The sequence below is a fragment of the Lancefieldella parvula genome, assembly GCF_963530955.1.
GTDB lineage: Bacteria > Actinomycetota > Coriobacteriia > Coriobacteriales > Atopobiaceae > Lancefieldella > Lancefieldella parvula_A.
In genome coordinates this window covers 1-17,076 of sequence record NZ_CAUSFQ010000020.1, presented here as the reverse complement: position 1 = coordinate 17,076, position 17,076 = coordinate 1, and the positions used below count along the sequence as shown (strand labels likewise).

Here is a 17,076-nt window from a genome sequence, read left to right as displayed (position 1 = left end):
CAGGAGATAAGCATATTGGCCACCAAGATAATTGGCGTTGAGGTTATGGGCCGCAACATTTACTGCGTCGTACAAGCTCTGGTGCCACGTAATGTCGTAGTCCGCATTCTGGTAATAGCCCTGAATCTCTTCGTTGGTGTCCGCGAGGTCCAAGATAAACTGCACGCCACACCTCTGGGCAAGATCTGCCGCGTAAGGTGCGCGATTGTTCTGGTTATCAATAGGCGACGCCGAGCGATACATCACGCCCTCGGCAAGATTTCCACCCTTCATGGGACGGAAGTTGGCAAAGGCCTCGTCACTTGCGTAGTCAGAGCGATTATTGGTGTACGTTGCATCCAGGGCCTTCTGAACCGTTGCGTACTTTTGCTTCTCATGGAGCGTCACCGTGGCCGTATCTCCAGCCTTCAGACCAGCGGTTTCCCATAGAGGCTCACCATTATTTATGCACACATCGATGTAAGGATAGCCTGGATATGCAACAACCAGGGGCTCGTTGGTTTTGGTGTAATAGCCGTTGTAGTACGGAATATCGCTGAGCTTGTATCCGTTGCTAAACGTAACGTCCACGCTATCGCCGTACTCAAAGCCCAGGTTATTAAACTCTTCGATAGTGATATCCAGGTAGCTGCCGCCAAACTTGGGTTCGTGTATTGCCTCAATTTCCCCCGTTGTGATTGACGACTGCGTTGTCTGCTGGGCAGGGTTGTTCTGCAAAAACGGAAATACGTTGCACCCAACCAGCGAGAACGAGAGCACCAACGTCAAAAACACACTCAAGGCCCTCGCAAAGCGTTTCTGTAACTGTTGCATTTCTCGCCCCGATTCTGCCGATGCTGCGCTTCACATGATGCTGCAGGTCAAAGGACGTCGCTTGTCCAGTGGTGCTGCAAGTCCAATGGTCTCGCGCGTCTAAAGGTACTGCACGTCCAATGGCGCCGCACATCCAATGATCCCGCGCGTCAAAATCTCACTAGTTTGACTATACGACTGACGAGAAACCCCACCTGTCCAAACAGATGGGGTTCATATGAACGGTGTCGTTTTATCGGTGGGTGGAGATATTTTTGTTTTACTCAAATGTAATCAAAACAATTTAGAAATCTATTCCAAAGCGAATTCAATATCAGTATTTATAAAAGCGGAATGTATCTTAATTGTGTTAGGATGAGCCGCATGAGAGATAAAAGTCTTCATTTCCTCCTCTTTTGACGAAAATGCCTCAAATCTTACACTCATTTTAGAGTTCTTAATATTTTCAGGATCAATATCATTAATTGTGGACAACAAAATTTTCCCAATATCATCAATATACAAAATAAAGGATTCGTCATTTATTTCGAAATAACCGCAATAAATTTCTTTCTGGATGCCCTCCGGGTTAAGAATAATGACATCAACAGCTCGTTCAGGATTAACTAATCCATATACTGATGCAATTGTCATTTTTTGAGAACCGGGCATATCTTCACAACATATATTGCTATAGTCATCAAGTTCCTGTGGCAGAGCGTACAAAGATCCGGAAAGTGTTTTTTCAATATAATCATGCTCACCATCGAAAACAACTTCTGTATTTAATATTTCAACTGGAATATTTAATTCTCCCTTGTTGTTAAATATAAACACCAAATTCAACAAATTTATAATTATGCATGCTAGCTCACTAAAAAAAGAAGATGCGGCTTCATAGCGCGTATTAAAATCTAATTCCAATGCTTCTTGTTTTTTTCCTCTAGGATCAGAATGAATAGCATCAATATATAAATAGGATTCACCAATTAAATTTTCCCAAAGCACATCTGTTATTGGTTTATTCTCAGCACTAATTACTTGAATTCCATATCGTCCACTATTTTTATTTTCACAACGACTTTCAAACCATTTTCTAATTGCATTAAAGTTTTCAGATTCATCCTCTGTAAATTTTTCTAATGGTACTAAAGAAAGAATAGCATCGAATACTTTCCTTAGATAAATAGATTCTGTTTTTAGCAGAAACGGTCTGAGGCGGGAAGCCAAAGACTCAAGTGCTTCTTCGTTTTTGCAGACAGGCCATTGAATGGTAGTGCTACCATTCGCCAAAATAGTCACGTTAAAAACTGGCTTTGCTAAGCGACTAACCTCTCCGCTTTTAACTAACGAATGCAACTCGACTCTTCTAGCACGTAAAATAAATTTTTCAACAATTTCTTGTGCCGATATTTCTTCAGTTTTAGGATATTTCTTTCCCATGAAAATCCTCTTCAATTCTATTAAAGAACCTCTCAAAAACTTTATTATTTTGAAAACTTAAAACTCTTTTAACGTGCTGGTTTTAAAAAACTTATCAAAACTTAGATTGTAATCAGAATAATTTTCAAGCCTAATAAAACACTGGTTTATTGCATCGTATAACAATGGCTCTGTCGTTAGACCATCTTTATATTCAATACTCCACAATGAATAATTACCAATACCAACACACCTATACGACAAAGAATCATCTTTAGAAACAATCTGACATGGGGTATTAACACTTTTTATGATCTTTCCATTTAACTTTTCTTTTATTACAAAATTATTTATCTGCTCTAGCAAGCTTTGATAATCAATGCTGTCAGCTCTAAATCCTGCTCCATTATTAACTCGAATCGTAATTTCACAATCAGTTGAAATCAGCGCTATATCTCCTTGGAAAGCTCCTTTTCCCATTGAGCATTTAATATTTTGAATAATATTATCTCTTACGTATTTATACCAATCATAAATTTGTCCTTCGAGAATTGAAGTAGAAACAAATATAACAATCATCCAAAATAACTCAACACCAGCTGCGCAAGTCGGATGTCCACTTACAAAAACAGGATATTCAAGGTTCTTAAATTGATTCTTTAATGTTTCTTCTTTTTCCAGCGAATAACCACTTCCGATAATTTTGATATCCACTTTTTTAATGTCCACTAATTCCTCCAAAGTTATTTAAATATTCCCTCAGAGCATCATCCACTACGTACACATGTGTTCCATAGATGCCTCGAGTAAGAAGAACGTAGTAGATGTTCTTGATGTATTGAGTTAGCTGCTCAGTAGTTGCTCCACCCTTACCCTTTTTGTCAAAGTAGTGGTCTTTATCGCCAACAAGTTTTCCGGTTATCGAATCTAATTTTAAATCTGGGCCAATGATTACGTACGAGTAGCTTAAATCGTATCCCTGAGCAGTATGTACACATCCGACTTCCTGAGCATATATCGGATTAGCCACTCCATTACCAACCCAGTTAGCAAGCATGGAATTCCATCTGAAAGACTTGTCTCCTATAAAAATATCTTTCATAGGAGAATCGATTGGTTTGCCTTTTGTTTTCCAATCCCATGCATATCCAGCAAGCATTCTTGTCAGGTTGTGCTCTGATAATTTCTGTTCAAAACTATCTGTGAAATCATCTATTGAGTCATGCAGGACAAACTCATAGTTATCAAATGTTCTTCTCGCGGGGCGTTGATCATTCAGAATATCTGAGATGTAATTTAGATATTCCGCTCCACCTTGAACTCTCATCTGATTTTCTAGCCTAATAGGATGCCTAAGGGCATCTCCAAGTTTTTCTTCAAACGAGTTAGGATCGATATCCGCAGGCTTAATTGACTGTGATGCATCGTAAAAGAAGATTGGAAGTTTAGTGAGCTTTAATGCCCAGTCCAACTGTGTAGATTCTTTTGGCAAACCAAGCTTTTTATTTACTTCATCATAGCTGCCAAAAGCAGTAATGCCTCGGCGCGCCGTTAAACGATGCGACTCGTCAATAAGCAGAATATCAAATGGCTTCTCTTCTTCAGCGTTATAGCCAAATTTGGGATTTGCCAAATCATTAGGACCAATGACATCTCTTCCGTTAAGTCCACCAACACCCTTTAATGACTTCTTTAAAGTTACCCTTAAAGAGGTCATAGGCTCAACAATTTTAATATTCAAATCTTTGAACTTCTCGTCATCACGAAGAGCTTTTAAAAGATAGATAGCAAGGATTGTCTTACCTGTACCAGGCATTCCTTGGACAACGATAGGTTTTGCTTTTGATAAGTCAGACTCAATCGCAGAATAAATTTTATTAAGGGCAACTCGCTGATCTACTGACAGACTCTTGTAAGGAGAGTATTTAAATACTTCCGATTCTTCAATTTCGCTGATAGTCTTATCTGCCAGCTCCATCCTGCGGAGCTCTTCCCAAAGATCATCAAACATTGATTCATACTTTTCTTTAGAAAAGTAATTTAAGTTGCTATGACCTTCGTTTTTATTAGTGAGCTTATAGACTCCATCAGCAGCCATAAGACCAATCAGACGATTTTCATAATCCTTAATAACTGACTGGTTAAACTCTTGATTAAAAATAATATTTACACTGGTAAATTGATCCTTTTCAGAGTTTTTACTATGCTGAGACATACGCTCGCTAACACTTGTAGTCTCACCAACATAAGCGCTTTTTTGACGAGGATTATCGTTAGCCAAAATATAAACCATTGGCCAGTTTTGAACTTTGTCATCATCCAATTGAAGAGAAGAGATTTCAATTCCTTGAGTCGGAGTAAATCGGCACCGGTCAACAAAAAACGGAGCTCCTTGAGGAGACTCTGCATCTGACTTTGTATCGATTACTTTCATACTCCATCCCCGCCTAGAAGTTAATAAATTGATTGTACTGCTAACAGGGATGATGTAACTACCCTAACTCTCCCTTGTGCCCGTAAACACAAAGTCTCGGTTAGCAATGTGAGCGATGCCTTGAATGGTGTCGCCCTCAACGGAGCCGCCGACGGCAAAGATAACGGGACCCACAAAAGACTCAAGCTTGCCGCCAAAGGTAAACGAGTTGTCGGTAACCTTGCCATTTTCGATATCAATCTGAACACCCATAGCAGTCAGAGAGCCAGTGAGTTTCTCGCCAGAGGTGATGAGGACAGCGGTGCCCTCTTTGGCTCCAACGGGAGAATCCATTTGAATCTTGTATGTTCCGTCGATCATGATGCCTCTATTCTGTCCAAGCACTATACCTGGTGTTTTTTGAATTGCAGCCGCTGAGCTACGCTAAAACCAGCTGCTGGTGGTACGCCTCTATTCTACCCAAGAAGTGTGAGGGATAGATGTGGTTTCTCGCCAGGGGATAATTTGTAGGAATTGAATGAAAGTTGGAAATTTTCCGAACGAATGTTTGACGGAGAGTTTCTGGGGTATAGGGACGGTAGATAAATCGCGCGGCACTTCTCGCCACGCTTGTAGAAAGGAACGTCCTATGGACATTTCACAGGTTAAGAAAGTTGTAGTTGCTGGCGGCGGCGTTTTGGGCAGCCAGATTGCATTCCAGACCGCTTATCGCGGCTACGAAACCACCATTTGGCTAAGGTCCGAGGCCTCAATTGAGCGTGCTCGTCCAAAGATTGAGCACCTCAGAGAGGTATATCTGAACACCCTCGAGGCTATGAAGAGCGATCCTAAGGCGTACGCATACGGTCTCATTGCTCAGGACGAGATTACTCCAGAGAAGCTCGACCAGCTTAAAGAGCAGGTAGAGCGCGCATACAGCAACCTCAAGCTCACTTCCGATTGGGATGAGGCTTTTGGTGACGCTGACTTTGTCATCGAGTCCGTCGCTGAGAATCCAGAGCAGAAGATTGAGTTCTACACCGAGCTGGCCAAGCACCTGCCCGAGAAAACTATTGTGGCAACTAACAGCTCAACCATGATTCCAAGCATGTTTGCTGCAGCTACTGGTCGTCCCGAGAAGTACCTGGCTCTCCACTTTGCTAACGAGATTTGGCGCAATCCAATCGGCGAGGTTATGGGTCACGCAGGTACCGCTCAGGAGAACTTTGATATGGTCGTCGCTTTTGCGGCAAGCATTCGCATGATTCCGGTCAAGGTTCTGAAGGAGCAGCCTGGTTACCTGCTGAACTCTATGCTGGTACCTCTTCTGGTCTCCGCTGAGCAGCTCTGGGCTAACGGAGTCGGCGACGTCGAGGACATCGACAGGGCTTGGCGCATTGGTACCGGCTCGCCAAAGGGTCCGTTCCAGATTCTGGACATCATTGGCCTGGTCACCGCATACAACGTTGCTCTGATGAATCCTGCAGCTAAGGATCCTGAGTCCGTACAGGGTCGCATTGTTGCCCTGCTCAAAGAGAAGATTGACAAGGGCGAGACCGGCGTTGCTGCTGGTAAGGGCTTCTACGAGTACAAGTAAGACGCATACAGGTCGCAAGCGATTTCTACCCGGCATCCATTTCGTGTGGATGCCGGGTTTCTTGTGCGTAAACGCTGCTAGTGGACGGGGTTTCTCGCCAGGCTGCGGGCGCGCACAGTGCGAGCTCGGCGGGAAACGAGCGTGCGCCTAGAGGGGCCTTGAGGGCGCCTGATTTCATCAAAGAATCTGTAAATTCTGCCTGAAAACGTTAAAGAATCTGTGGATTTGCCTGATTTTGTAAAAGAATCGGTGGCTCAAATACAGATTCTTTGCACATTTCAGGCGGTTTTGAAGTGTGTCTGGTCATGAGTCGCCTCCCCGCCGTAGAATTGTTATAGTTTCGGTGCTGAAGTCCATGGGAGGCGTGAGTGGTTGAGTCTTTCAAACTATTCGTTCGGACCTACACGTATTGGGTAGGGCTCATCCTCGGCTTTGCGATAGTGCCCGGTTCCCTGCTCTTCATCGGTGGAGTCGCCCCGGTGAGCACCCCATTGTGGCTTGCCCCTCTAGCAGGACTGCTATTTTTTATCATTGATAGGCCATCAACATGGGAGACGCCGCTCTGTCGAGCATTACTGATCCGCGTATTGGGTACAGGGGTTGCGGCCATCGCGTTAGTCGCTTTTGATGCAGTTGCTTCCACCCAGTATGGATCTCAACATTGGAGTGAGACGCTCCTATCTCTCGGTCTCGGCTGGATTGCCTTCACGGTCATGGCAGGACGGATGCTCATGAGGAGCTCAGCCCGATTTGCCACGCCTACTTTCACGAACAGGGATGCGATCCGTACGTACACGACATGGATTGGAATCTTCTTCGGGATTTTCTATATCCCCGCCACGGGGCTCGCCGCAGCTGGCACTCTTTTGATGGTATTTCCACTTTATGGAGCGTTTCTCACCGGCCTGGTTCTTTTGATTGTTGACCCGCCACAACGATGGCCACAACGGAGAGTGAGAGCACTGTGGACACGACTCTTGTCAAGCGGGGCAGCAGCATTACTACTTGCTGTCACGAACTCGTTCTATCGCAGTACTGACACACACGAGATTTTCGTTGGGGACTGGCTGGGAAACCTGCTCTTCTGCGTAGGCGCTTGGGCACTTTATGCCGCAGTGGCTGGGGCCGCGTATCTTATGCGTGGCCCCAGCCACGAAGCATCTGACAACTCAGTAGATGAATTCAGCTAGAGCTTGTCCTTTGCGGTTCCTCCGTCGCTTGCAAGTCCGATGTGATTCAAAAGCCCTTCTCGCCAGATGACGAGAAGGGCTTTGTTTGTGCAACGATAACGTGCGCATATGTGCGAGGGGTTGCGCCGAAACGCAACGGGACATCGGAACTCGAAGAGCTTATTTCAAGAAATCCTTAACGGATGCAAGAACGCTCGGGGTATCCAGGCCGTACTTAGCAAGAACCTGAAGTGCAGGTCCGGACTCGCCATAGGTGTCCTGGACGCCAATGACCTTAACGGGAACAGGAGTGTTCTCGGAAAGAGCCTGGCAAACCGCACTGCCCAGACCGCCGATGACGGAGTGCTCCTCAATAGTCACAACCTTGCCGGTCTTTGCTGCAGAAGCGGTAATCAGCTCAGTATCCAGAGGCTTGATGGTGTGGATGTTGATGACCTCGGCGTTGACACCCTCGGCTGCCAGCTGCTCAGCAACCTCAAGAGCCACTGGAACCATAAGGCCACAAGCTACCAGCGTAACGTCGGTACCCTCCTTAAGGACAATGCCCTTGCCCAGCTCAAAGTGGTAGTCAGGGTTAGTGTTAAAAACAGGAACAGGGAGGCGGCCAAAGCGCATGTAAACAGGGCCGTCGTGGTCGTAAGCAGCCTTAACAGCAGCCTCAGCCTCAACAGCGTCGGATGGAATGATAACGGTCATGCCAGGAATGGTACGCATAACAGCAATATCCTCGTTGCACTGGTGAGTAGCGCCGTCCTCTCCTACCGAGAGGCCTCCGTGGGTAGCGCCAATCTTGACGTTTAGGTGAGGGTAACCCACCGAGTTTCTGATCTGCTCAAAGGCACGACCAGAAGTGAACATAGCAAACGAGGTTGCAAAGACTTTGTGACCAGTAGCTGCGACGCCAGCTGCCATACCAATCATGTTGGCCTCAGCAATTCCGCAGTCCACAAAGCGATCAGGATACTCCTCGCCATACTTGCCGGAGCGAGTAGCTTCTGCCAAGTCGGCGTCAAAGACGAGAAGATCATCATGCTCTTTACCAAGCTCTACCAGGGCTTTTCCGTATGCCTCTCTGGTGGCAATTTTCTGTACGTCTGCCATGTTATGCCACCTCTCCCTCAAGCTCTTTCATAGCCTGCTCGTATTGCTCCTGGTTTGGAGCCTTGCCGTGCCAACCTACCTGGTTCTCCATGAAGGAGACTCCCTTGCCCTTTACGGTGTGGGCAATGATAACGGTTGGCTGACCCTTAATGGTACGAGCCTCAGCAAATGCAGCCGCAAGCTGGTCAAAGTCGTGTCCATCTGCCACTTCAATGACGTGGAATTTGAACGCCTTGAACTTCTCGCCAATTGGCTGCGGAGTATTGATCTGCTCGAGTGTGCCGTCAAGCTGCAGGTTATTGTTGTCAACAATAAGCGTGAGGTCATCAAGCTGGTGATTGCCGGCGAACATAGCAGCCTCCCAGACCTGGCCCTCTTCAATCTCGCCGTCGCCCAGGAGTGCGTAGACGCGGTAGTCCTTGTTGAACTTCTTGCCGGCCAGCGCCATGCCAACAGCGGTGGAAACGCCCTGGCCAAGGGAGCCGGTGCTCATGTCAACGCCGGGGGTATCGTTCATGTTTGGGTGACCCTGAAGGCGTGAGTTGAGCGCGCGGAAAGTCTTGAGCTCCTCCTTGGGGAAGAAGCCGCGCTCGGCCAGAACGCCATAGAGCGCTGGGGTAACGTGACCCTTGGAAAGCACAAAGCGGTCCCTGCAAGGGCAGTTTGGCTTGGTCGGGTCTACGTGCATCTCCTTGAAGTAGAGATACGTTAGGATTTCTGTTGCAGAAAGCGAGCCACCGGGATGGCCGGATTTGGCCGTAAAAACCTGCGTGAGGATGCTTTTGCGCACCTCACGAGCAACCTGTTTAAGGTCGACGTCCATGTAATTTCCTTTCACGTATTGCGTGCGAGAAACGCAGTAGGTCGGCGCCACGCGCGTGCCGAAGCTGCGTGCGAGTCAGCGCTGCGCGCGAAAACCGCGCTTACAGACCGAACTTCTCGGTAAGCTTTTCCTTCATTTCATCCTTATCAAGGATGTTGGAGAGAACGATCTTCTCGTCCTCTGGAATGCCGGCGATAAAATCCTCAAGGTCGCGAGCAACAATAAAGAGGTCAGCTGCGCCAGGAGTAACGTCGGAAACAGTTGAGTGCTCAACCTCAACGCCGCTCACACCCAGCTCGTTCAGGACGTCCTGGATCTGCATCTCAACCATAAGGCTGGAGCCAAGTCCACTTCCGCAACAGCAAAGGATCTTCTGGATAGCCATAAAAGCCCCTTTCAATTCACCACGTGTGATATGTGGGTTACGTGGGTTAAAAAGTCGGGCCCCATCCAAGGACGAAGCCCGACCTAGATACCTAGATTCTACTCGCATTTTCTGCAGCAACTGCGATGTTTAGCTGCAATTCTGTGAGCGGATACTACTCGGCCTTCTTCTCTTCTACCTTCTTAGGAGCAACAAGATTAAAGAGAATTGGGAGGCAGAAGCAGACAACGCAGATGCCGGTGAGGACTACACCCTGGACGTTCAGAGCAACGTTACCAAAAATCAGCGCCATGATGGAGAAGTCAGCGTCGGAGAAGGTAGCGGAGGTGAAGCCCATGAGAGTAAAGACTGGCATGCACAGTGCAGGCAGGAAGGTAATGAGCAGGCCGTGGACAAAAGAGCCAGCGATGCAGCCCTTGATGCCGCCCTCTGCGTTACCAAAGACACCTGCGGTTGCGCCGCAGAAGAAGTGAGGAACAACGCCTGGGAGGATCAGGGCAATAGCTGCGATCTGTGCGTTAATGACACCAAGAATAAGCAGACCCAGGATGCCGCCAACGAAGGAGCTCAGGAAGCCGATGATAACGGCGTTTGGAGCATAGGTGAATGCGATTGGGCAGTCGATTGCAGGCTTTGCACCAGGGACAAGCTTCTGAGCGATACCCTTGAATGCAGGAACAATCTCGCCAATGATCAGACGGACACCGGACAGAATGATGTAAACACCACCAGCGAAGGAAAGGCCGCGGGTAAATGCCCAGACAATCCAGTTAGTGGTGGTCTCGGTACCAATGTTCAGCAGGTCGCCAAGGTGCTGAAGCCCAGCATACTGTGGGTTAGAGGCAAACTCTGCAGCAGTAGTCCCTGCAGGTACCAGGGTTAGAAGTCCGCGGCTAACAGCAACGCCGGTGATAACCAAGAACATGATGATCATGGTCAGACCAATGGAAACGGTGTTGTCGCGCAGGAAGATGAGACGCTTGGAGAACTTGATATTCTCGGTGCTATTCTCGCGATCGGAAGCAAAGAGCTTACCGACCATACCGGCAAGCCAGTAACCAGCGCCACCGAAGTGGCCAAGTGCAACGGAATCGCTGCCGGTAACCTTGCGCATGGTTGGCTGGCAGTATGCAGGAGACAGAACCATGATCAGAGCAAGCAGGCATGCGCCGGAGATGTAGAGCATCCAACCGGAAAGGCCGCCGACGTGCAGGATGATGGCGAGCATAGCTGCCATGTAGAGGGTGTGGTGGCCGGTGAGGAAGATGTAGTTAAAGCGAGAAAAACGTGCGAGGACAATGTTCAGGACCATGCCGATGCACATAATGATTGCGGTTGCTTGACCAAACTCGCCAAGTGCCAGCGAGACGACGGCCTCGTTGTTTGGGACGACACCCTGCATGTCAAAGGCAAAGTTGAAGATCTCGCCAAAGGCAAGGAGGGAACCGGTCTGCAGGAAACCAGCGCCTGCAGAAAGAACAAGGAAGCCAACGATAGTCTTAAGGGTACCCCTAATGAGGTCCTCAACTGGCTTTCCCTGAAGTGCCAAACCCAGCAGAGCAACAAGGCCAACTAGGATGGCTGGTGTTGATAACACGTTTACAAAAAACTCAACAACAGGCATACAAACCCCTTTCAACAAAACGCGATACAACAAACTGACACAACAAACTGACAAAACAAACTGACACAACAAACTGCGACGTCCATGTGATCCTGCGACACAACAGTACGAACTCGAACGCACGCGGTCCTGCAACGCAACGAAACGAGCTCAGTGCTTTTAACTGATTGTAATCCATTTGTGTTTATTTTGTGCAAAATTATTTATGTTTTGCTGAGGTTAAACGTTCACAATGTTCATTTGATTGCAAAATGAAGCTCAAAACAGTGAGGAAGTGTTCTCATGGAGCTGTCTTGTAGACTTTTGAGGAACGGTTGACGCAAGGTCCGGGCGATTATGTGTCCGCCAAACCAAAAACGTATAAACAGCCTTGGATATGCACGAAAACTAATCAAGAAATTGATATGACGGAAAGCAGTGTCTGATTTGGGTAAAAAATCCGTTTAGTTGGAAATTTATTTTCTAGTTCGGCGTTTTGGCACTTGCGTTTTCCCAGTTGGGTTTTCTCATAAAAGTTTCAATCAAATTTGACCGAAGGTTTACGCTGGTAGATGACCTGCATAGAAAACACGCGTTTTTGTATATTCCAACTAAACGCATTTTTTACCACTTTGGGTGCCAAAACGCCTATTTCACGGTAAAAACGGTGGAAATTCACTGATTATCAGGAAAAATGGTCGGGTTGACTGGATTTGAACCAGCGACCTCTCGGTCCCGAACCGAGCGCTCTACCAAGCTGAGCCACAACCCGTTATGTTTTGCCTCGTCCGATGGGATAAATCCATCAAACATTTGCCGCTCTATGTTACCACTACAACTTGCAGGTGGTGGAGAAGCCTCGCCAACCTTTTGCTTGAGCTGCGGCTGCAATTGCATTGGCGGCATCCTGTGATTCGCAAAGTGCAAAAGAGCTGCTACCTGAGCCGGAAACCTGTGCGCCAAGAACTCCAGGCTGCGCCTTTAGCCACTCCTCTACCTCGGCCACCTGTGGTTTTAGCGATTTTGCTGCTGGTGCAAGATTGTTGAAAAGTAGTTTTGACACCTGCTGGATGAATTGCTTGCTTGCAGCGGCATTGTCAGGGGCGGGTTCCATGCCTGCAGCACCCTGACCAGCGTCACGCAAAAGTGAGGACAAATTCTCGTAGGACTCCGGAGCAATTGGCGATGCGTCAAACTGGTCGTAAGCTTCCTTGGTAACAACGCCAGTTTCTGCTGGTAAGACAATAGCAAGAGGAGCGTCAATGGTAGACGTATAGGTTTCTACCAGCATATCTCCTGCGCCCAGCATAAGTGATGGTCGCGGATCCAAGAAGAACGCAACGTCTGCGCCAACAGCCTTGGCTACCTCAACTACCAGCGAGTCTAGCGGGTCAATACCCCAACGCTGAGCCAACAGATAGAGCGTCGCAGCAGCATCGGCGGACGATCCACCCAGACCGGCCTTCTCGGGAATGTGAACCTGTACATCAATGGAAACATCTGGAGAAATGCCCAGCTTATTGGCGAGAAGAACCGCGGCCTTCCAGGTTGTTGTGCGCTCAGGCAACACGCAGAGCTGCGGCTCATGCGTAACCGTAAGCTCCGGCGCGTCATCGACAACAACTGTGTCGTACAGCGCAACGGGAACCATGAGTGAATCTACTTTATGGTATCCTCGCTGGTCTTTCTGAGTGTGAATGCCCAGGTGAAGGTTGACCTTGCAAGGAATCTGAATGATTTGGCGTCCAAAATTGGACAACGAGGCAGCCATGAGTGTGAGCCTAGTCGAAGTAATGCGGGCGCTTCTGAACTACTCTTCAAACTCGAAGTCAAACAAACGCTCACCGGTCTCAAAATCAAAAAGCTCAACAGTACCGGTCAGAACGTCAACGTACTGGTAGGACTGACGGGCAGTGCGACCGCGGCGCTCGCCAACCTCAACGATGAAAAGAGATGGATGGGCCATAACCAGGGTACCTGTGCGCTCAACAATACGAGAACGGCCCATGTTGGCCTTGACCTTGAGTTTTTGGCCCTGAAGTGAGCTGAGCTTCTCGTGAATCTCGTCTACACGATTAACTGGTGGAATCTCGTTTTCCATCAATCCTCCAAGTCAATCAGTACGTTTGCGATGCGACACGTTGATGTGTCGGAGATTTGTACCGGTCGACAAACAATAGTCAGAATTTCCGAAACTCCACTATACGAGGTAGAAAATAAAATCTCAAGGTTTTACGACAAATGTCACGGGAACAACATCAGTCGATCGGTCAGGTTTGCGTCAAGATCGCGAGAAGATCGTGTCAGGTTCACGTCAGGTTCGCGTCAGGTTGGCATCAGACTTGCAACGACAGCGCGTCAGAACCCCAACAAATTTATGACAAATAGGGGTCCTCTGATAAAATTAGTAACTAACTTCAAAACACAAGGAGGCCCAATGACTGAGACTCTAGGATATGCCATTAGTAAGACCTGGTATATCGTGCTTATTTTTGTTGCTCTTGCTATCGGAATTGCATTCCTTGCCAAAAAGAAATCATCTAAAGTTCTTGTTGCTTTATCAGTATTTTGCCTGGTTCTTGCAGCAGGCTCAGTTACATTTGGTGGAGCAACTGTTTTAGAAGCACAATCTAAGGGTGCTTCATCAGAGCAACTAAGCTCTATGAACCTTATCGAGCTTGTTCAGGCAAACCAGGCCGCACCAGCTCAGACCTCTGTTAATGACGTCAACGAGCTCTATAACAAGATGGTTTATGTCTATCAGTACGGCTCGCCTATTGCGCAGTCGCTCGCAAGCGACAATCCCTTTGTTCACCATGATCTACCTTGGGTAGCAGCGACTCTTCCTGAACTGAAGAAGCTGCTCGACAAAAACGAAGTAGTCTATGTGTCAACAAACAGTCAGATTTTCAAACAGTTGCACATTAACCTTGGTGAAAACGCCGTCGAGCCTTTTATATTCTTTGTTACTTCGGTCAATCCAGCCGGTAGAGTTTTCCCACTTTCAACTGGTGATATGTCTCGTGTTGGCAAAAAAGATGGCGATAAAATCACGATTGGTGACAATCTTGAGTTTACGCTTCGCACGGTTCATACCAATAACGGCGACTATGTGCTTGGCCTCAACTACCAGGTCCTTTTTGCTCTCAGTCGTTACTTCAAGGACTATTAATATTTTTCGGAGCTCCAATAAATGCGCACTTGCGGAGCTTCACTAAACGCGCACGTACAACGCTTACGCACGATAAACTGCTACAAAAAACTCCCATTCACATGAATGGGAGTTTTGTTTTTCTCGGCAGATGCTATTTAAAGCTTTTAAAGAGCCTTCAAGATGCCCTTTGGATACCTTTTGGATGCTTTGGACAACCTGACCTTACTCAGCTGGGCAGAGCGAGAGGGCGGCCTCATCAGCAATAACGGTGCAGTTAGTGTGAAGCTGCAGGATAGAAGCTGGGCACTGAGGCGAAACGTTGCCGAAGCACATGTCGTAAACAGCCTTAGCCTTGTCCTCGCCGCTAGCCACAATCAGAATGCTGCGCGCGAACATGATGGTCTGCGTGCCCATGGTGTAAGCCTGACGAGGGACGTCCTCCATGCGCTCAAACAGGCGGCTGTTTGCCTGAATGGTGCTCTCGGTGAGGTCAACGCAGTGCGTACCCTTGGAGAAATGGTCGTCGGGCTCGTTGAAGCCAATGTGACCGTTGTGACCAATACCAAGAAGCTGCAGGTCAGGATAGCCAGCCTTAGCAACAAGCCTATCGTACTCGGCGCAAGCTGCCTCGACGTCAGGATTAGAGCCGTCGGGCACATGAGTGTTATCAAGATCAATATTTACCAGGTCAAAGAGGTTTTTGCGCATGAAATAGTGATAGCTCTGAGGATCGTCGTGAGAAAGACCGCGGTACTCGTCAAGGTTATACGTAGAAACCTGCGAGAAGTCCAGGTCTCCCCTCTTGCACCAATCAGCGAGCTGAGCATAGGTACCAATTGGCGTTGAACCAGTTGCCAGACCAAGAACACAATTTGGCTTCAGAATAATTTGTGCAGAGATGACGTTTGCAGCTTTTCTGCTCATGTCCTCGTAATCGCGGGTGCGAACAATCCTCATGTCTACCTCCAAGACAGAAGTCACAGTTACATTTAGTTTAACATTTGAAGCAAGCAAAAAAGTAACCGGTCGGCGAGAAGAACAAATATCTCGCTGACCGGTTTTGACCTGTTATATGGCGTGTTTCTGTCGCTATTCTGTCGCGAGTCTGACGTGAAGCTGACGCGGCGGTAGTTTTCTGTCTGGAATCTGTCTGGAATCTGTCGCGAATCTGACGCGAGTCTGACATAGCGGCAGTTATCTGTCAGGAATCTGACGCAAATCTGACATGACCCTGGCGCAAATCTGACGCGAAACCTACGCCGTGCCTATCCCAGAATCTGCTTGGAAAGATCCTGCAGAGCGTGGAAACGATGAGATATAGCGTTCTTCTCGTCAGGCTCAAGCTCTGCCATGGTTTTACCTGGAGCATCCTCAGGCCAGAAGAGTGGATCGTAGCCAAAGCCGTTGTGACCCTTTGGCTCGTGACCGATAACGCCCTCGCAGTCACCCTCTCCTACCAGCACGGATCCATCTCTATAGACCAGAGCAACAGTGGAGTGGAAGCGAGCAGTACGGTCCTCGTCAGCAACGTCGGCAAGCTCTGCCAGCAGTTTCTGATTGTTTGCAGCATCATTGCCATGCTCGCCAGCATAACGAGCAGAATAAATTCCAGGAGCTCCGTCCAGAGCGTCAACGCAAATACCGGAGTCGTCTGCAATGGCCGCCACACAATCTACCTCGTCAAGAGCAGCCATTGCCTTGATTAGAGCGTTATCGCGGAACGTCTGACCGTTCTCCTCTGGATCAGGGAAATCGCCCAGCTGGCCCAAAGCCACAAAGCTCATACCAGGCATTACTTTGGAAAGAATAGCCTCAATCTCTACAAGTTTGTGAGCGTTGCCCGTTGCAACTACCACGGTTGTATTTGGATCAAAGGTCACAGCGTTAGAACCCTGATTTTCACTGTTTTGACTCATGGTTACTCCCTAAATCCAGTCACTTGATTCTGCAGGTCAACGAGGTGAGCAATGCCAGCCTGACCAAGATCGAGCAGCTGATTGAGTTGCTCGCGATCAAACGGGCCACCCTCGCCTGTTCCTTGTACTTCAATTATCTGTCCAGTTTCTGTTCCCACAAGGTTCATGTCAATGTCCGCATGAGAATCCTCGGGATAGTCAAGGTCCAGCAGCGGCTGACCGTTTACGTAACCCATAGAAATCGCAGCTACTTGACCTGTAAGAGGAAGTCTGGGCAAGAGGTCCTTCTCGACAAGTGAGTAGAGTGCGTCGTGAAGCGCCACCCAAGCACCGGTGATGCTGGCGGTTCTGGTGCCGCCGTCTGCCTGAAGGACGTCGCAGTCCAGCGTAATGGTGTACTCGCCCAGGCGGTTGAGGTCAACAACGGAACGCAGCGAGCGGCCGATCAGGCGCTCAATCTCCATGGAGCGACCCTTGCGGTTGGCGCGCTCTCGCTTGGTGCGGCGGTTAGTCGACGCAGGTAGCATGGCATATTCGGCCGTGACCCAACCCGCGCGAGAACTGCGTCGCCACGCGGGGACGCCTTCTTCGACGGTGGCGGTGCACAGGACACGCGTGTCGCCAAACGTGACCAGGCACGATCCGTCGGCATTCTTCATAACGTTGCGCTCAAGGGTGAC

At 48.2% G+C, this 17,076-nt stretch carries 17 protein-coding genes and 1 tRNA gene; 3 read left to right on the top strand and 15 right to left on the bottom strand.

All coding sequences use genetic code 11. The features are described 5' to 3' along the window. From RWJ43_RS02710 to RWJ43_RS02690, 5 genes are all read right to left on the bottom strand, one after another. On the bottom strand, positions 1-774 hold a 774-nt coding region (locus RWJ43_RS02710; RefSeq protein WP_314007450.1), incomplete at its 3' end, for a hypothetical protein. 330 nt (positions 775-1,104) lie between these two features. Continuing rightward, positions 1,105-2,235, bottom strand: coding sequence for a hypothetical protein (locus tag RWJ43_RS02705; protein WP_314007447.1), 1,131 nt, complete (start codon positions 2,233-2,235; stop codon positions 1,105-1,107). A 57-nt stretch (positions 2,236-2,292) separates the two neighbouring features. Next, entirely contained in the window at positions 2,293-2,943 is a 651-nt protein-coding gene (locus RWJ43_RS02700; RefSeq protein WP_314007444.1) for a hypothetical protein, read from the bottom strand. Continuing rightward, positions 2,933-4,648 (bottom strand): DNA/RNA helicase domain-containing protein, encoded by a 1,716-nt coding sequence (locus RWJ43_RS02695; protein ID WP_314007441.1) that lies wholly within the window; start codon positions 4,646-4,648, stop codon positions 2,933-2,935. The genes RWJ43_RS02700 and RWJ43_RS02695 overlap by 11 nt, the downstream gene beginning before the upstream one ends. A 63-nt stretch (positions 4,649-4,711) precedes the next feature. After that, on the bottom strand, positions 4,712-5,008 hold the full coding sequence (locus RWJ43_RS02690) for a hypothetical protein (protein WP_035435560.1): 297 nt from the start codon (positions 5,006-5,008) through the stop codon (positions 4,712-4,714). A 268-nt stretch (positions 5,009-5,276) separates the two neighbouring features. On the opposite strand from RWJ43_RS02690, the gene RWJ43_RS02685 reads away from it, so the two are divergent. Both RWJ43_RS02685 and RWJ43_RS02680 read left to right on the top strand, forming a co-directional pair. Next, on the top strand, positions 5,277-6,224 hold the full coding sequence (locus RWJ43_RS02685) for a 3-hydroxyacyl-CoA dehydrogenase (protein WP_035435564.1): 948 nt from the start codon (positions 5,277-5,279) through the stop codon (positions 6,222-6,224). A 368-nt stretch (positions 6,225-6,592) separates the two neighbouring features. After that, on the top strand, positions 6,593-7,414 hold the full coding sequence (locus RWJ43_RS02680) for a hypothetical protein (protein ID WP_035435566.1): 822 nt from the start codon (positions 6,593-6,595) through the stop codon (positions 7,412-7,414). Between the two features lie 159 nt (positions 7,415-7,573). Here the strand turns inward: RWJ43_RS02680 and RWJ43_RS02675 are convergent, their stop codons facing one another. From RWJ43_RS02675 to RWJ43_RS02645, 7 genes are all read right to left on the bottom strand, one after another. Continuing rightward, complete coding sequence (locus tag RWJ43_RS02675; RefSeq protein ID WP_314007433.1) at positions 7,574-8,515, bottom strand: transketolase family protein; 942 nt, start codon at positions 8,513-8,515, stop codon at positions 7,574-7,576. A gap of 1 nt (position 8,516) precedes the next feature. Continuing rightward, the gene (locus tag RWJ43_RS02670) at positions 8,517-9,338 is read right to left on the bottom strand and encodes a transketolase (RefSeq protein ID WP_314007430.1); all 822 of its coding nucleotides are present in this window, start codon (positions 9,336-9,338) and stop codon (positions 8,517-8,519) included. A 100-nt stretch (positions 9,339-9,438) separates the two neighbouring features. Further along, positions 9,439-9,723 carry a PTS sugar transporter subunit IIB gene (locus RWJ43_RS02665; RefSeq protein ID WP_035428482.1) on the bottom strand — a complete coding sequence of 95 codons (285 nt, stop codon included), beginning with the start codon at positions 9,721-9,723 and terminating at the stop codon, positions 9,439-9,441. 154 nt (positions 9,724-9,877) lie between these two features. After that, the gene (locus tag RWJ43_RS02660; protein WP_314007427.1) at positions 9,878-11,347 is read right to left on the bottom strand and encodes a PTS ascorbate transporter subunit IIC; all 1,470 of its coding nucleotides are present in this window, start codon (positions 11,345-11,347) and stop codon (positions 9,878-9,880) included. A 674-nt stretch (positions 11,348-12,021) separates the two neighbouring features. Then, positions 12,022-12,098: transfer RNA gene (locus tag RWJ43_RS02655), tRNA-Pro, on the bottom strand. A gap of 60 nt (positions 12,099-12,158) precedes the next feature. Beyond that, on the bottom strand, positions 12,159-13,097 hold the full coding sequence (locus RWJ43_RS02650) for a 4-diphosphocytidyl-2C-methyl-D-erythritol kinase (RefSeq protein WP_314007425.1): 939 nt from the start codon (positions 13,095-13,097) through the stop codon (positions 12,159-12,161). Positions 13,098-13,136: 39 nt separating this feature from the next. Continuing rightward, positions 13,137-13,427, bottom strand: a complete 291-nt coding sequence (locus RWJ43_RS02645) for a Veg family protein (RefSeq protein ID WP_035435578.1) — start codon at positions 13,425-13,427, stop codon at positions 13,137-13,139. A gap of 336 nt (positions 13,428-13,763) precedes the next feature. On the opposite strand from RWJ43_RS02645, the gene RWJ43_RS02640 reads away from it, so the two are divergent. Continuing rightward, positions 13,764-14,498, top strand: coding sequence for a hypothetical protein (locus tag RWJ43_RS02640; protein ID WP_314007421.1), 735 nt, complete (start codon positions 13,764-13,766; stop codon positions 14,496-14,498). A 204-nt stretch (positions 14,499-14,702) separates the two neighbouring features. On the opposite strand, the gene nagB is transcribed toward RWJ43_RS02640, so the two are convergent. The 3 genes from nagB to rph form a co-directional block, all read right to left on the bottom strand. Then, positions 14,703-15,437: a glucosamine-6-phosphate deaminase gene (gene nagB, locus RWJ43_RS02635; protein WP_314007418.1), complete on the bottom strand. Its 735-nt coding sequence runs from the start codon at positions 15,435-15,437 to the stop codon at positions 14,703-14,705. Between the two features lie 308 nt (positions 15,438-15,745). Continuing rightward, positions 15,746-16,396, bottom strand: coding sequence for an RdgB/HAM1 family non-canonical purine NTP pyrophosphatase (gene rdgB, locus RWJ43_RS02630; protein WP_314007415.1), 651 nt, complete (start codon positions 16,394-16,396; stop codon positions 15,746-15,748). A 2-nt stretch (positions 16,397-16,398) separates the two neighbouring features. Further along, positions 16,399-17,076: ribonuclease PH (gene rph / locus RWJ43_RS02625; protein ID WP_314007412.1), on the bottom strand; the 678-nt coding region annotated here is incomplete at its 5' end.

What these genes read in the sequence shown, in the direction of transcription:
- RWJ43_RS02705 (WP_314007447.1), bottom strand. Translation starts at nt 2,235, where the DNA reads ATGGGAAAGAAATATCCTAAAACTGAAGAAATATCGGCACAAGAAATT.
- RWJ43_RS02695 (WP_314007441.1), bottom strand. Translation starts at nt 4,648, where the DNA reads ATGAAAGTAATCGATACAAAGTCAGATGCAGAGTCTCCTCAAGGAGCT.
- RWJ43_RS02690 (WP_035435560.1), bottom strand. Translation starts at nt 5,008, where the DNA reads ATGATCGACGGAACATACAAGATTCAAATGGATTCTCCCGTTGGAGCC.
- RWJ43_RS02685 (WP_035435564.1), top strand. Translation starts at nt 5,277, where the DNA reads ATGGACATTTCACAGGTTAAGAAAGTTGTAGTTGCTGGCGGCGGCGTT.
- RWJ43_RS02675 (WP_314007433.1), bottom strand. Translation starts at nt 8,515, where the DNA reads ATGGCAGACGTACAGAAAATTGCCACCAGAGAGGCATACGGAAAAGCC.
- RWJ43_RS02670 (WP_314007430.1), bottom strand. Translation starts at nt 9,338, where the DNA reads ATGGACGTCGACCTTAAACAGGTTGCTCGTGAGGTGCGCAAAAGCATC.
- RWJ43_RS02665 (WP_035428482.1), bottom strand. Translation starts at nt 9,723, where the DNA reads ATGGCTATCCAGAAGATCCTTTGCTGTTGCGGAAGTGGACTTGGCTCC.
- RWJ43_RS02660 (WP_314007427.1), bottom strand. Translation starts at nt 11,347, where the DNA reads ATGCCTGTTGTTGAGTTTTTTGTAAACGTGTTATCAACACCAGCCATC.
- RWJ43_RS02650 (WP_314007425.1), bottom strand. Translation starts at nt 13,097, where the DNA reads ATGGCTGCCTCGTTGTCCAATTTTGGACGCCAAATCATTCAGATTCCT.
- RWJ43_RS02645 (WP_035435578.1), bottom strand. Translation starts at nt 13,427, where the DNA reads ATGGAAAACGAGATTCCACCAGTTAATCGTGTAGACGAGATTCACGAG.
- RWJ43_RS02640 (WP_314007421.1), top strand. Translation starts at nt 13,764, where the DNA reads ATGACTGAGACTCTAGGATATGCCATTAGTAAGACCTGGTATATCGTG.
- nagB (WP_314007418.1), bottom strand. Translation starts at nt 15,437, where the DNA reads ATGAGGATTGTTCGCACCCGCGATTACGAGGACATGAGCAGAAAAGCT.
- rdgB (WP_314007415.1), bottom strand. Translation starts at nt 16,396, where the DNA reads ATGAGTCAAAACAGTGAAAATCAGGGTTCTAACGCTGTGACCTTTGAT.